Below are 14,423 nucleotides of genomic sequence, written 5' to 3'. Positions count from 1 at the left end.
TGCGGTTAACGAAGATGATCCCGCTCAGAACGCGCCGATCATCAACGCGCTGGCGACCATGGCTCTTGGGGAAATAAGGACGAAGACGAGCCATTTGCTCGTCCGTCAGCCAAAATAAATTGCTCATGATTCAGGCTCCTGCACTGCCCTCTGAATCATAGACATCACGTCAAATCAATGGGTCCTGAACCTAGGCTTGCTGCGCCTATATTATAAATATAGCCAAGTTCTCGTAGTGAGTTTTCTACCCGCTCACGCGTCAAAGCGCTGACAAGCGGGCTTTTTCGGACGACTAAGGATGCTGTTGCGCGCGAAACTTTAGCGTGGCGTGCTACATCCAGCAGGGTAACCCGTTTTTTCTTCCACTCGCTGGCCGTCATATGCCTCCTGCGTAGTTTTGTGCCGGGCCCTATTTTCCGGCGAAGGGACTATGCAAATAGTGTTTTGTGGCTTTCTATATCAATTATTCGTGAGAAATGGGTCAACCCTACGGGAATAAGAATTTTGATAAAAGCTTAGTTTTATGCAGTATCGTCTTCGAACTGTTCTATTTCGGTTCAACTATTCTCATTTACTTACTCGCTTTAACATCCACTCAATTAAAGGTTGCTTGTAAGCCACCAGCAGAGTATTGCGGGTAATTGCGGGTTGGGATTGGTTCGGAGGATGTTTTATGCTTGCAGAAGGCAGCCACCAGCTGACGATTTTCAACGTCCCAAGTCCGTATAGACGCATTTTAATTTATGGGAGCGGAAACCTATCTTCATAAAATCCTTTCAGTTCGAAAATCCTTGATTTCCCTTCCTCACCGGACCTTCAACATATCAAGTTGATGGACTGAACCTATTGTTCTGACCAGCTTTACATCATCACAATTCGACGCCAACCTAGAGCAGGTTGTAAATTGAATTATGATATGTGCTATTTCGGGTACAGGGCTTTACTAGGTTTGGTGGTTTCATTGATAATAGGTTGTTGTTTAGCGAATTGCGCTATACTTCTGGTGGCGTTTTCTCCTAGTTCCCGAGGAACTTGCTTTTCATGACCTACCAACAAATTTTGTCTTTCAGTGTCATTATTCTCATGATGGCAGCGTTCATCTGGGGCAAAATCCGTTATGATATCATTGCGCTCTGCGCACTGCTTTTGGCCATCGCGGTGGGTGTCGTGCCTTTCGATCGAGCCTTCACCGGATTTAGTGATGACATTGTTATCATCGTCGGTAGTGCATTGATTGTTAGCGCGGGAGTTGCACGATCAGGCCTCATGCAAAATGCCGTTCAGCGTTTTCTCCCGGACTTAAACAATGTCCGGCTCCAGCTCTTAGTTTTGGTAGCGATTGTGAGTGTCCTATCGGCATTTGTAAAAAATGTGGGCGCTTTGGCGATTATGATTCCGATTGCTATTCAATTTGCGCGACGTTCGAATGTCTCGCCTTCAGTATTTTTAATGCCGATGGCCTTCGGCGCGCTATTGGGCGGTCTGATGACGCAGGTCGGGACTTCGCCCAACGTTGTGGTGTCTCGCCTTCGTGAGGAGCTGGTAGGAACACCTTTTACGATGTTCGATTTTACTCCAGTCGGCGCAATTTTGGCTATTGTTGGATTGATCTATCTGGTCGGCTTTTATTGGCTGGTGCCCGAACGTAGCCGGGGCAATCTTTCGCTTGATGAAGCAATCAAGATCAAAAACTATGCTTCAGAAGCCCGTGTACCCAAAACCTCGCCGCTTGTGGGAAAGCGCGTTACTGATCTTATCAAACCCGCTGAAGGTGAGGCGATGGTGACGGCAATCATCCGCAAAAAGCAACGGATGAAACCGCTACCGGACACGATTATCCTTCAAGATGATATAATCTTGTTGCAGGGCGATCCTAAAGCCCTAGACCTTGTGATTAGCGCGGGCAATCTCACTTTGGGTGAGGTTCGTAACCTATCGGACGCAACCGGAACCGGTAATATAGAGGTCGTTGAAGCTGTTATTGGCAAGAATTCGCGTCTCGTCGGCCTATCTGCGCAAAAGCTTGAGCTCCATGCTCGGTATGACGTTAATCTATTGGCGGTTAGCCGTCCTGGTGAGCGAATTACGGACCGTTTAAGCGAGGTAACGCTGCGGTTTGGTGACGTGGTTGTGCTCCAAGGTCGGCAGGAGAAACTGACCTCTTACCTTCCTGAGTTTGAATTGCTCCCGCTTGCCCGACGCAAACTTATGCTCGGCAGCGTTCGTCGGGGGCTGATCCCCTTTGCTATTTTGATGACAGCGGTTATCGCAACCGCATTCAGCCTGTTGCCGGTTGCAATCGCATTTTTTGCGGCCGCAGTCGCAATGCTAATCTTTAAAGTCATTCCTCTCAATGAAGTCTATGACGAGATTGACGGTCCGATTTTAGTGATGCTTGCGGCCCTAATCCCTGTGTCTGACGCTTTGCGAACCACCGGCGGAACAGATCTTATTGCGCAAGGGCTGGTTAGTATTGGCTATCAATTGCCGCCTGCGGCTGCATTGGCTCTTATCCTACTAGCGGCAATGATGGTGACGCCATTTCTTAACAATGCCGCGACTGTGCTGGTTATGGCTCCCATTGCCACAAGCTTTGCAAGTGGGCTTGGATTTAAACCAGAAGCTTTTCTGATGGCGGTTGCCATTGGAGCGGGCTGCGATTTCCTAACCCCCATAGGCCACCAGTGCAACACGCTTGTGATGGGGCCTGGTGGCTATAGGTTTAGTGATTATCCTCGGCTAGGCTTGCCGCTTTCAATTCTCATAGCGTTGGTAACGGTCCCGGCCCTGATGTTTTTCTGGCCGCTTCATTAAGTTTAAGCGTCGGACCCAACTGTGTTAATCCATTGCAGGCTTTGTTCCACAATCACATCGACACTATCGGAAACATCAGCACGGAAGACATGCGGTTCGCCGACAGGACTTTCAAGCGTTTCCATCTGAGATTTCAGCATGGATACTGGCATGAAATGCCCGGTTCTGCGCCCCATATGCTCGTGAAGGACTTCGAAACTACCATCCAGAAAAACAAAAAGAAGCCGCTCGCCAGCCGCCGCACGCAGACGGTCACGATATGTTTTCTTCAGTGCAGAACAGGAAACTACAAGGCCCGAATCTGCCTTTGAAAGATGTTCACCGATTTTATCCAGCCACGGCCAGCGGTCCTCATCTTGCAGCGGTATTCCTGCCGCCATTTTTTCGACATTAGACGGAGGATGCAGCACATCACCCTCAAGAAAATCTAAACCGAGCGCACGTGCGAGACGTTCTCCAATAGTGGTTTTCCCCGAGCCGGAGACACCCATCACTATGATTCGCAATTTATGCCCTTTACTATTTACTGATGATCAGAACGTCGGTCGCTCGTTGACCGCGCTCCACTGAGCATCACTTTCCGGAAATTTGATAGAAGATAGAGGATAATTTCACCCAAAAAGCGATGGTTACAATTCAAATCAGCGCATAACATAAACAATAGTTTTCAACGAGCAATTATCAAGTTATCACACAACTATGAGTAATGCGGATCAGGCTCTTGGTAGCGCTGCTCGCGTGAAAAATGCGTAAGCAATGAAGTGGCTTGTGCTAAACACAAGGCTTCTGTCGAATAAATTTCAGAGCCGTCGGAGCGAAGGCTCGTGACGGCGTGAGGAGGCTGTCTGAGATGCATGTTGCAATTATTGGTGCTGCGGGGATGATCGGGCGCAAGCTCGCGCAACGGCTTGCTAAGGATGGTAAAATTAACGATCAACCGATCGAAAAATTATACCTTGCCGATGTGATTGAAGCCGAAGCACCAGAGGGTTTTACCGGCGAGGTTGTTTCAGTAGCTATGGATATTTCCGCTCCTGAAGCATCACAACAAATTGTCGCCGCCCGCCCTGACATTATTTTCCATCTGGCGGCTATTGTGTCCGGCGAAGCCGAACAAGATTTCGACAAGGGCTACCGCATTAATCTTGATGGTACTCGCTATTTGTTCGACGCTATTCGGCACGCACATAATCAAGATGGATATACGCCACGGGTGATTTTCACCTCTTCGCTCGCTGTGTTCGGAGCTCCCTTTCCACAGTCCATTCCTGATGAGTTTCATACAACTCCACTTACCAGCTATGGTGCGCAAAAGGCGATTGGCGAGCTATTACTTTCAGACTACACACGCAGAGGGTTTTTTGAGGGTATTGGCATTCGCCTTCCTACGATTTGCATTCGGCCCGGCAAGCCGAATAAAGCGGCTTCAGGCTTCTTCTCAAATATTTTGCGCGAGCCGCTGATCGGCCAAGAGGCGATATTGCCGGTATCAGAAAATGTACGCCATTGGCATACGTCACCGCGTTCGGCTGTCGGATTTTTGATCCATGCCGCCACAATCGATAGCGAAAAAGTGGGTGCAAATCGCAACCTTACCATGCCGGGACTAAGTGCCACTGTAGGCGAACAGATTGAAGCTCTTCGTCGGGTTGCCGGTGAAAAAGCAGTAAAGCTTATTCGTCGTGAGCCTGATGAAGCCATCATGCGCATTGTAGGCGGCTGGGCACCCGGCTTTGAAGCCAAACGAGCTCGGGAGTTGGGCTTCACCGCTGAAACCTCATTTGACGAGATTATTAGAGCTCATATTGAGGACGAGCTGGGCGGCAGGCTTTAAGCATTCGCCCTGCTAAACCGCTAAACTATCAACATAAATCTGAACCTCAGGAGATTATCAGTGCAAGAGAACCCTGTTTTGAACTCGACCCTCATCCTGCCTGAAGACAGCTCTTCAGCGCTGCTGATTGGGCGCGTCTGGTCCAAAGCTAATAACGGTCCCTGCCCCGTTCTTATATCCAATGGTCAGGTCTTTGACCTTTCAAATCTCTGCGCGACAGTCTCCGGATTGCTCGAGCGTCAGGGACTGGTGGATGAATTAAAGAACGTCAGCCAGTTTGAAGATTTGGGAAGCCTAGACGAGTTTTTATCCGGCGAAAAAGGCTCACTACTCGCGCCAATCGACCTGCAGGCGGTCAAAGCTGCTGGCGTGACCTTCGCGGATAGTATGCTGGAACGCGTGATCGAAGAACAGGCCAAGGGCGATCCGAGCCGCGCGCTTGAAGTTCGCGAACGTCTCGCTCCGGTCATTGGCGATAGCCTGCGTGGCGTTGAAGCCGGATCTGAAAAGGCAGCCCAGGTCAAAAAATTGCTTCAAGAAATGGACCTATGGTCGCAATATCTTGAAGTTGGCATTGGTCCGGATGCTGAAATTTTCACCAAATCCCAACCTATGTCAGCGGTTGGTTGCGGTGCAAAGGTTGGTATTCTTCCAATTTCTGAATGGAACAATCCTGAGCCAGAAGTGGTGCTAGCAATTGCATCTGATGGCCGCATCGTTGGTGCTACATTGGGTAACGACGTCAACCTGCGTGACGTTGAAGGCCGTTCGGCGCTGCTTTTGGGTAAAGCCAAGGATAATAACGCATCCTGCGCAGTAGGCCCGTTCATCCGTCTATTCGACGGAGATTTCACAATGGACGTTCTGCGCAAGCTTAATATTGCGCTGAAGGTTGAAGGCAAGGACGGTTTCGTAATGACGGGCGAAAGCCCGATGGAGGCAATTAGCCGTGATCCAGAAAATCTGGCCGGCCAGCTGATGAACCGCAATCACCAATATCCAGATGGTGCAGTCTTGTTCCTGGGAACCATGTTCGCTCCCGTGAAGGATCGCCGTGGTGCCGGTCAGGGCTTTACGCACGAAATTGGTGACCGCGTGGAAATCGCGACACCTAAACTCGGTCGGTTGATTAACTGGGTGGATCGTACTGATAAGTGCCCTGAATGGACTTTCGGTGTCCGTGCACTGATTCAAAATCTCGCACAGCGTAATCTTATTGATAAGATTTAATCATCCATTTTGAAAAGAAAACCCCGCATATCGACTAGATATGCGGGGTTTTTTGTTTGATTATAGAACTAGCTATAATCAGCGTTTGAAAGCTTAGCCTTCAGGGAAGAAAGTGAACTTGATCACAAAAAGCAGTGCAACAATCCAAGTTGCGATATGCACTTCACGGCCCCGACCGGTAACAGCTTTGAGCAGCACATAGCTGATGAAGCCAAAAGCCAGACCATTCGCAATCGAATAGGTGAACGGTATTGCCAAAGCCGTCAAAGCGGCAGGCGCAGCTTCGGTAATTTCTTCCCATTCAATTTCTGCAAGTTCGCGCATCATTAAACATGCGACATAGACAAGCGCAGGCGCTGTCGCAAACGCAGGAACTGCACCTGCAAGAGGCGCAATGAACAGAGCTGCGATGAACATCAAGCCAATAATAAGAGCGGTTAATCCAGTGCGACCGCCGGCCTGAACCCCTGCTGCGCTCTCAACATAGGCAGTTGTTGAAGAAGTACCGAGTACCGAACCGCCAAGAATTGCGGTGCTGTCTGCAAATAAAGCACGTCCAAGTCGGTTTTTCTTGCCCGGTTCGAGAAGATTTCCGCGCTTGGCCACGCCGATCAATGTGCCGGTGGCATCGAAAACCTCAACCAGCACAAAGGCTAGGATGACGTGCATGATACCCATCGTAAAGACACCGGCCAGATCAAGCTGCATGAAGGTTGGTGCAAGGCTCGGCGGTGCAGAGAATATCCCGCTGAACTGGCTTATTCCCAATGCAATTGAGATAATAGTAACAAGAAGAATACCGATAAGGATTGCACCGCGGATCCGAAGTGCATCAAGTGCCGCAATCACGAAAAAGCCAAGGATCGCAAGCAGGGTTCCCGATTGAGTGAGATCACCCAAACTGATCAGGGTCGCTGGATTACCTACGACAATTCCGGCACTCTTAAGTCCGATCAGAGCGAGGAACATACCAATACCCGCGGCAATTGCACTGCGCAATGAGGCCGGAACGCCATCAACCAGCCAGCGACGTATGCCTGTTACCGTCAGGATGAGAAATATAACACCGGAAACAAAAACCGCACCCAGCGCCTGCTGCCATGTGAAGCCAAGGGCGCCAACAACAGTAAACGCGAAAAATGCGTTAAGCCCCATTCCTGGCGCCATACCAATCGGCCAATTGGCCACAAATGCCATCACGAATGAGCCCAGCGCGGCGGCAAGGCAGGTAGCAACGAAAACAGCGTTGCGATCCATACCCGTGGTGGACAAAATCTCAGGATTAACAAATATGATGTAGGACATGGTGAGGAAGGTCGTCAGACCTGCGATCACTTCCGTTCTTACGGATGTGCCATGTTCATGCAGTTTGAACAGCTTTTCGAGCATAGTTCCTCCAGGGCATCAATCTCGCCTAAAGCCCCTCACCGCAAATGCGCTGGCTATTGCCATGACACCAACCCGGATCTGGAGCTACCTTTGTAGCGTTTGCCATTTATGTTAACCGCCCCCCTGTTGGATCGGCGGATAGTTCCCCTTTACACCCATTGGACAGAAAAGCACAGTTCCGTCACATGAATGACTCTTTATTGACACGATTCATTTTGGACTGCCAGTGAGCATTATGCCAGCTATCGATCTTCGTATTATTTTTGAAAGAGCTTCAAAAACCACAGCTTAGCGGCATATGATTATATATTAATGTCGCTTTAGTCGTTAAATTAGCAAAGCTGTACCAAACATTCCAATCGCAAAAAAACTGTGCGCAACAAGGTTGAGGAAGCGAACGCGGCGCGCATGAGGCAGTCTGGACGCTGCCCAACCGATTCCCATGCCTGGTTGTAACAGAAACCATCCGGCTGCAACGGTCAGTAGTGCAAAGATCCAGACAGGCAAAAATGTTGGTTCTGCGAACCAATCAGTTCCAGCCCAGAAAGCAAAGATCACGCCGTAAATTATACCGACAATATAATGCCCGACCCAGCCCAGCGCGAGTTCATATTTATAAGGCTCGGCCTGTGCAATATCGTCATGGAAAACTTGCCCACGGCGCAAATGCCAGAACCAACGGCCCACCGGCGCCCAGTTAGGACGTGTTTGCCCCGGAAAAAATCCGAGGATGAACGCCCATATGTCCATCACAATGGTCGCGCCAATTCCGATCAAGATACCGTTGAGTAAAAGATAGGCCATTGCAAAGAAACCCCTCCAATTGCGCCCTCAAATAAGCGCGAATGGGAATATTCACAAGCTAAATCAATGGCTGGCCGTGTTGCAGAAAATTCAAAAGTAACGGCTAATAAAATAAAGCGTCGGGACTGGAGCACCGACGCTTATCAATTTAAATCTATTTTAGTTTCAATTTCAGGGCGATCCATTATTCGAGACGCCATGAAATTATTTACCGTAAACGGCGCTCTGGATCTGCGAACGGGATACACCGATATCGGCAAGCATATGATCATCCATTGCACCAAGTTCACGCAGTGCACGGCGACGGGAAACATATTGATTGAATTTCTGACGAATGTTCATTTCTTTTCTCCTCTTTGGATGAGACTTATTTAATCTTTCGGCCAATTTTTTACTACGGATATGATTGCAAATGAGGCATGCATTTTCGCTGGCACTCTCACACTTGAAAATGCCGTAAACGCTTACATTTTAAGCACTTTCTAATCTAAGAATTTCTTTTTTAAACCCTCTAGAACATCTCATTTTGCAATGTCCGATAAGATCGTCTAATGGCGAATAGAGGGGACAGTTCTTATTAATGGGATCGGGCATGCTTTACGGTATTATTTTGGCGTTCGCCTCATATGGCGCATTTGCGATTAGTGATGCATGCGTGAAGCTGCTCGACGGCACTCTTTCCCCTTATGAAGTTGCATTTTTTGGTGCGGTTTTGGGTATTCTCGCCATACCTTTTACCAAGAAAGCCGATGATCAATGGGGTGACATGTTCCGTACCACCAATCGCGGCTTGTGGTTGCTGCGAACGGTGTCGGCAGCTATGGGTGTCATAGGCAGCGTTGTCGCCTTTACATATCTATCTATGGCAGAAGCCTTTGCTCTCATTTTTCTGCTTCCGGCCTTTGTCACAATACTCTCTGTTATCTTTTTGAAAGAACAGGTCGGCTGGAGACGCTGGGCGGCAGTTGTGATTGGTTTCATTGGCGTGCTGGTGGTGCTTAGGCCCGGCTTCCGGGAGCTTTCTATCGGCCATTTGGGCGCGTTAGGGGGCGGCCTCAGCGGAGCCATCAGCATTATTATTTTCCGTCTTATGGGTAAGCAAGAAAAGCGTATCTCGCTTTTCACCTCGGGACTTATTGGCCCAATTATTATTTGTGGGATTTTGATGATCCCTTATTATAAAATGCCAGACCTAATTCAGTGGATCTATTTGGCGGGTTATGGTCTGCTTGCCGCATTAGCCAACATTCTTCTTATGCTTGCCGCACAGCGTGCGCCCGCCAGTGCCATTGCCACCCCACAATATAGTCAAATGTTATGGGCCATAGGTTTCGGATATTTTGTGTTCAATGACCAGATTGATCTTCCTATGTTCATCGGGATCGTTTTGATCACGATCTCTGGCCTCGTGACCTTTGTGCGAGAACGTCAGCGTGGCGTAGAGGGCCCGCCTGCTGTTGCAGCAACAGAACCAGCACCCGCTGTGATTGATGAGCGTTCTTGATACAAAGCGTCAAATTGAGTTTTCACCCCGCTCTGCTTGCGTTAAAACTCGATTTCGAATCTTGGTCGCGTCCTGAGTGAAAGGTTTTTAGGATGAGTAGCAAGCGGTCAATGTGGACCTATTATCAAGGGGAATGGCGTGAAGGCGACATACGTATCCTTGGCGCAGCCTCCCACGCAACTTGGCTCGGATCGCTTGTATTTGATGGAGCGCGTCTTTTCGAAGGTGTGACCCCCGATCTTGATCTTCATGCGGCCCGGGCCAATGATTCTGCCCGCGCTCTGGGTCTTCATCCAACGCTGACTGCCCAAGATATAGAAGCGCTTGCGCATCACGGATTGAAAAAATTCCAACCAGGAACAGATGTCTATATCCGTCCGATGTATTGGGCAGAAGAAGGCGATGCAACAACTGTCGGTGTTCTTGCCGAATCCACTGATTTTGCGCTCTGTCTTGAGGCAATACCAATGGTTGAGCCAAGAGGTTTTACCATCACAACCACTTCCTTCCGTCGGCCCTATCTTGAAGTCATGCCTGTTAACGCTAAAGCAGCATGCCTTTATCCTAACAATGCGCGCATGTTACGCGAAGCCCGAGCAAAAGGTTTCGATAATGCCATTGTGACGGATGTGTTAGGAAATGTCGCTGAAACAGCCACGTCTAACATATTCATGGTGCGTGGCGGAGAAGTGTTCACTCCCCTACCCAATGGCACTTTTCTAAATGGCATTACACGGCAGCGGGTAATTGGACTTCTAAGACATGCCGGAATAAATGTGCACGAAATCACTCTACGCATCGAAGATTTTCGAAATGCGGATGAGATTTTCTCAACAGGAAATATGAGCAAAGTTGTGCCGATTATTGGCTTTGACGATCGGCGTCTCGAATATGGTCCTGTTACACGAAAAGCGCGTGCGCTTTATTGGGAATGGGCCCATCAATAGACCTTAGAACCGCGGCTTCAGATGCTTGAACATTCACCTCTTTTTCTGTCAGTCGCGGTTTTTGCTGCTTTTTTGGTGGGGCTGTCCAAGGGCGGATTGCCGTCTGTCGGCACTCTCGCGGTCCCGCTCATGGCTTTGGTGATATCACCGGTAACAGCTGCTGCATTGCTTCTGCCGATCTATGTTATCAGTGATGTGTTCGGACTTTATCTTTATCGCCGACATTTTTCTGCACGCAATCTGGCAATCCTTATCCCAGCATCCATTTTGGGAATTGCTATTGGCTGGTATTTCAGCTCTCATCTTTCAAGTACATTTATTGGAATGCTGGTCGGGCTTGTCGGCATTTTCTTTTGCCTGAATACGTGGTTTGGCGCACGCTTTCGCAGCCAAGCACGCCGAGCGGATATTCCACGCGGTATTTTCTGGGGCGCTCTGACGGGCCTTACCAGTTTTGTTTCGCATTCGGGCGCTCCGCCATATCAGATGTATGTTCTGCCGCAACGATTGGAAAAACTGATTTTTGCCGGAACATCAACCATATTATTCGCTGTTGTGAATGCTATAAAACTCATTCCCTATTGGCAGTTACAGCAATTTTCTCATCTTGATTGGTCGCTAGGCTACTGGCTTATTCCGGCCGCAGTGATAGGCACTTTTATCGGAGCTAAACTCACCCGTATTCTTCCCGATGGTCCGTTCTTTCTGCTGGTTCAGATCACATTGTTCGGTCTATCCATCAAGCTCATCGCCGATTGGGTACTACCAATATTCGGACTTGTCTGATCTCAATTATGACCCGCCGGAACCACTCGCCACCACCCAGCGTTCGTTATTTGAAAAAGATATGGAGGCTGCAATGGTCGAGTTGGTCAATAATTTCGACAATTTGGAATTTATCATCACCAAAGCCCGGGAATATGACGTGCAGGTGCCCAGTGTGGATGAAAATTCGGGTTCAAATGCAACCGATGATGGCGAGCTTGATATTCTTGATGGCACTAACAACCCGACCGCAAAAGAACTTGTGGGAGCCATACGCGCGCTCAATGATGAAGCCCGAACTGAATTATTGGCACTTATGTGGGTTGGGCGCGGTGATTTCAGTGCGGAAGAATGGAAGGACGCACTTGCTGCAGCTCGCGAGCGCTACAAGGGTCGTGAGGCGAGATATTTGCTTGGAACGCCGCTTCTTGGCGATTATCTCGAAGAAGGTTTGGATGTGCTAGAAATTGATATCGAACCTTATGAAGCTGAATAAAGCCCTCTATAGCTGCGGCGTTGACATCCGCCCTGCCCCTCATAATTCATAAGTTTTCAATCTATTGTTGAGAGCAAAAATCTCGCCATTCAGATCTGGTGGAGATCTTTTTCTGTCGCAAAACTTTTGGTTTCCAGCTGTCGGCCAAGCTTGTACGAAACATTTCCACGCTATTTTTTACAAAAAGCGCATCGCGTGAAACGACAAGCACAGCGGACCCCGTGGCCCTCACTGATCGCTTGAAAAGCCCAGTTTTCCGCAAGTTTTCCTCCAATTTCCGGGCGCGGATTTCAAAGATTTTCTCACTCGGTTTTTTGTAATTTAGAACATTTACAAAAGATGATGATTGACGTCACCGACGCGATTTATTTAAAGATGACTCAATTGATCAACTTTATCGGTGACAAAAAAATGACTAGCCTGTTTAAGGGACCGCTGACTGATAACCCCCGCTATTTGCACTCGATTGCGAGCAAACCGTTATTCATAAAAGCGATTACCGCAGGCACTTGTCTTTCAACTGCGCTCTTATTCGGCACCCCAGCTCAAGCGCAAGATGGAAGCCCTGTTACTGATCCGGCAGCCGCAGTGAGCGGTGGGGTGGTCTTGGATCAGATTGTTGTCACAGCATCGTCAATTGCCACCACAACAAGAGATGCGCCAGCAAGCATCGCGGTGTTAAGCCAGGAGCAGTTACAACTTAGATCGACTCCCGATATCACCGAAGCGTTGCGGACAGTGCCCGGTGTTAATGTGGGTTTTGGCAGCGATGGTACTCGCGGCGTCAGCATACGCGGTATGGGCAGCAGCTACACGCTCATTCTTATCGACGGAAAGCGCGTCAATGCCGGTCTAACCACCATGCGCCATTATAATGGAGATCTGGGCTGGGTACCGGTTGATTCAATCGATCGTATAGAGATTGTCCGGGGGCCAATGTCTACGCTCTACGGATCTGACGCGTTGGGCGGTGTCGTTAATATCATCACCAAGAAATCGCCAGACCGCTGGTCCGGATCGCTTACGACTGAATGGATACAGCCTGAAAGCAAGGCAACTGGCGCCACCAAAAAATTAAGCGCTTATGTAAGCGGCCCCATCGTGCCAGATGAGCTTACTTTTACTGCCTATGGTAGCATCGGCAAGCAAAAACCGGCAGACCGTTCGCAACACGACGATATAGAAGCGCCACGCGGTATTGATGATTATGATATCACTACCAAATTCTCTTGGACGCCTAGTTCGAACCAATTATTTGAGATCGAAGGAAGCACCGGACAGGAAAAATATCGCCCCTATCTCTCCGATGGTGAAATCGATACAAGCAAGACTTCGATCCGCCGGACAACTGGATCTTTACGCCATGTTGGCGAGTGGGGTTTTGGCACATCTACAATAACTGCATTCATTGAAAGCGCTGACAACAGCCACAACACTCTCGATCGAGCGGGCAACATTACCGGCGACACAACGATTAATGTTCGCAGTTATACACTTGATGGCAAGCTCTCCATGCCGCTCGATTTTTGGTTTGAACAAGACCTGACTGTCGGCGGTGAAATTCGTTACGAAGAAATGAACGACCCGGAAAACCTCGGAAAGCTAAATTCCGTGACCGGCACTACCGGTTCGCCCGAAACAAGCATGTGGACCGGCGCCATCTTTGTTGAAGATCAGATCAAACTTCGTGAGGATCTAAAACTCACAACCGGCCTTCGCATTGATCAACATGAAAAATTTGGTACCCATGCAAGCCCGCGCATTTATCTCAATTATGATGTAACTGACAGCCTCACTCTTAAAGCCGGTTGGGCGCAGGCTTTTAAAGCTCCAAACATGCGTCAGTTAAACCCCAATTGGGTGCAAACTTCGCGTGGCAGGGGTTGTGGAGCGGCAGGTGGCCCTTGCGAAATGGTCGGAAATCCTGACCTGAAGCCCGAAACCAGCAACAGCTTTGAATTGGGCGGTGTCTATCAGCACGGCATATTAGAAGCCAGCCTGACTTATTTCTATAATGAGATCGATGATAAAATTACCTCTGCACGCCAGGCATCGCTAATAACGGGCGACGGCACCAAATATGTTCAGCAAATAAATATTGATCGTGCACGCACACAGGGGCTGGAAGGCGGGCTAACAATTTACCCCCATCCAGATTGGACATGGACGAACTCGTTCACATATTTGTTTGAATCCAAAAATCTTGAAACCGGAATGCCTCTCTCAGCGGATCCAGAATATTCAGTCCACTCGGAAGTGAGCTGGCAGGCCCGTGAGGATTTTAGTGTAACCGGCTCTGTCGCTTACTACGGAAAGCAAGTTGATTACGTTGCTTCTCCTGAAACCTTGATTGCACAAAATGTTTCACCTTATGCGGTGGCAAATATTTCGTTCAAATATGACCCGACGGAACATGTCTCGCTGCGTCTTGGCGTCAATAACATCTTCGACAAGCAACCGAAGACAGAATCAAATTACGTGGAAAACGGCAGAAGCTATTTCATCTCTCTGACGTCGAAATTTTAATCAATAGCGAGCGGCGGGCGGCACGATCGCCTGCCGCTGCCTGTTTGGCCCGCCCTCTGAACTTTAAATGTCGTCAGAACTTTAAATGTGGTCAGAACTTTAAGATGCATCCCA

At 48.9% G+C, this 14,423-nt stretch carries 12 protein-coding genes and 2 pseudogenes; 8 read left to right on the top strand and 6 right to left on the bottom strand.

Annotated features, from left to right (window positions below; all coding sequences use genetic code 11):
* Both C7374_RS12625 and C7374_RS12620 read right to left on the bottom strand, forming a co-directional pair.
* Positions 1-127, bottom strand: a pseudogene (locus C7374_RS12625) (IS5/IS1182 family transposase); the annotation flags it as partial.
* Between the two features lie 64 nt (positions 128-191).
* Positions 192-380 (bottom strand): annotated as a pseudogene (locus C7374_RS12620) (LacI family DNA-binding transcriptional regulator); the annotation flags it as partial.
* 661 nt (positions 381-1,041) lie between these two features.
* On the opposite strand from C7374_RS12620, the gene C7374_RS12615 reads away from it, so the two are divergent.
* Positions 1,042-2,814 (top strand): SLC13 family permease, encoded by a 1,773-nt coding sequence (locus C7374_RS12615; protein WP_111575980.1) that lies wholly within the window; start codon positions 1,042-1,044, stop codon positions 2,812-2,814.
* Between the two features lie 2 nt (positions 2,815-2,816).
* On the opposite strand, the gene C7374_RS12610 is transcribed toward C7374_RS12615, so the two are convergent.
* The gene (locus C7374_RS12610; RefSeq protein WP_111575979.1) at positions 2,817-3,305 is read right to left on the bottom strand and encodes a gluconokinase; all 489 of its coding nucleotides are present in this window, start codon (positions 3,303-3,305) and stop codon (positions 2,817-2,819) included.
* Positions 3,306-3,664: 359 nt separating this feature from the next.
* Here C7374_RS12610 and denD point away from each other — a divergent pair, with 359 nt between their 5' ends.
* Positions 3,665-4,648, top strand: coding sequence for a D-erythronate dehydrogenase (gene denD / locus C7374_RS12605; RefSeq protein WP_111575978.1), 984 nt, complete (start codon positions 3,665-3,667; stop codon positions 4,646-4,648).
* Positions 4,649-4,708: 60 nt separating this feature from the next.
* Positions 4,709-5,878, top strand: coding sequence for a fumarylacetoacetate hydrolase family protein (locus C7374_RS12600; protein ID WP_111575977.1), 1,170 nt, complete (start codon positions 4,709-4,711; stop codon positions 5,876-5,878).
* Between the two features lie 93 nt (positions 5,879-5,971).
* Here the strand turns inward: C7374_RS12600 and C7374_RS12595 are convergent, their stop codons facing one another.
* From C7374_RS12595 to C7374_RS12585, 3 genes are all read right to left on the bottom strand, one after another.
* Positions 5,972-7,267, bottom strand: coding sequence for an NCS2 family permease (locus tag C7374_RS12595; RefSeq protein ID WP_111575976.1), 1,296 nt, complete (start codon positions 7,265-7,267; stop codon positions 5,972-5,974).
* 327 nt (positions 7,268-7,594) lie between these two features.
* Positions 7,595-8,071, bottom strand: a complete 477-nt coding sequence (locus C7374_RS12590; RefSeq protein ID WP_111575975.1) for a DUF2938 domain-containing protein — start codon at positions 8,069-8,071, stop codon at positions 7,595-7,597.
* Positions 8,072-8,275: 204 nt separating this feature from the next.
* A complete protein-coding gene (locus tag C7374_RS12585; RefSeq protein ID WP_111575974.1) occupies positions 8,276-8,413 on the bottom strand; it encodes a DUF1127 domain-containing protein in 138 nt (45 codons plus the stop codon).
* Between the two features lie 250 nt (positions 8,414-8,663).
* On the opposite strand from C7374_RS12585, the gene C7374_RS12580 reads away from it, so the two are divergent.
* From C7374_RS12580 to C7374_RS12555, 5 genes are all read left to right on the top strand, one after another.
* A complete protein-coding gene (locus tag C7374_RS12580) occupies positions 8,664-9,575 on the top strand; it encodes a DMT family transporter (protein ID WP_111575988.1) in 912 nt (303 codons plus the stop codon).
* A gap of 92 nt (positions 9,576-9,667) precedes the next feature.
* The gene (locus C7374_RS12575) at positions 9,668-10,522 is read left to right on the top strand and encodes a branched-chain amino acid aminotransferase (protein WP_111575973.1); all 855 of its coding nucleotides are present in this window, start codon (positions 9,668-9,670) and stop codon (positions 10,520-10,522) included.
* A gap of 21 nt (positions 10,523-10,543) precedes the next feature.
* Positions 10,544-11,308, top strand: coding sequence for a sulfite exporter TauE/SafE family protein (locus C7374_RS12570; RefSeq protein WP_111575972.1), 765 nt, complete (start codon positions 10,544-10,546; stop codon positions 11,306-11,308).
* A 73-nt stretch (positions 11,309-11,381) separates the two neighbouring features.
* Positions 11,382-11,783: a DUF3775 domain-containing protein gene (locus tag C7374_RS12565; protein WP_111575987.1), complete on the top strand. Its 402-nt coding sequence runs from the start codon at positions 11,382-11,384 to the stop codon at positions 11,781-11,783.
* A 411-nt stretch (positions 11,784-12,194) separates the two neighbouring features.
* Positions 12,195-14,309 (top strand): TonB-dependent receptor domain-containing protein, encoded by a 2,115-nt coding sequence (locus C7374_RS12555; protein WP_245412661.1) that lies wholly within the window; start codon positions 12,195-12,197, stop codon positions 14,307-14,309.
* Positions 14,310-14,423 lie beyond the last annotated feature (114 nt).

The sequence above is a fragment of the Falsochrobactrum ovis genome (assembly GCF_003259955.1).
GTDB lineage: Bacteria > Pseudomonadota > Alphaproteobacteria > Rhizobiales > Rhizobiaceae > Brucella > Brucella ovis_A.
The sequence above is the reverse complement of the archived record's forward strand: the minus strand, read 5'-3'. Positions and strand labels throughout refer to the sequence as shown.

Excerpts from the sequence above, each read along its gene's own strand:
- C7374_RS12580 (WP_111575988.1), top strand. The coding sequence starts at position 8,664 with ATGCTTTACGGTATTATTTTGGCGTTCGCCTCATATGGCGCATTTGCG.
- denD (WP_111575978.1), top strand. The coding sequence starts at position 3,665 with ATGCATGTTGCAATTATTGGTGCTGCGGGGATGATCGGGCGCAAGCTC.
- C7374_RS12590 (WP_111575975.1), bottom strand. The coding sequence starts at position 8,071 with ATGGCCTATCTTTTACTCAACGGTATCTTGATCGGAATTGGCGCGACC.
- C7374_RS12570 (WP_111575972.1), top strand. The coding sequence starts at position 10,544 with ATGCTTGAACATTCACCTCTTTTTCTGTCAGTCGCGGTTTTTGCTGCT.
- C7374_RS12610 (WP_111575979.1), bottom strand. The coding sequence starts at position 3,305 with ATGGGTGTCTCCGGCTCGGGGAAAACCACTATTGGAGAACGTCTCGCA.
- C7374_RS12575 (WP_111575973.1), top strand. The coding sequence starts at position 9,668 with ATGAGTAGCAAGCGGTCAATGTGGACCTATTATCAAGGGGAATGGCGT.
- C7374_RS12555 (WP_245412661.1), top strand. The coding sequence starts at position 12,195 with ATGACTAGCCTGTTTAAGGGACCGCTGACTGATAACCCCCGCTATTTG.
- C7374_RS12615 (WP_111575980.1), top strand. The coding sequence starts at position 1,042 with ATGACCTACCAACAAATTTTGTCTTTCAGTGTCATTATTCTCATGATG.
- C7374_RS12565 (WP_111575987.1), top strand. The coding sequence starts at position 11,382 with ATGGTCGAGTTGGTCAATAATTTCGACAATTTGGAATTTATCATCACC.
- C7374_RS12585 (WP_111575974.1), bottom strand. The coding sequence starts at position 8,413 with ATGAACATTCGTCAGAAATTCAATCAATATGTTTCCCGTCGCCGTGCA.
- C7374_RS12595 (WP_111575976.1), bottom strand. The coding sequence starts at position 7,267 with ATGCTCGAAAAGCTGTTCAAACTGCATGAACATGGCACATCCGTAAGA.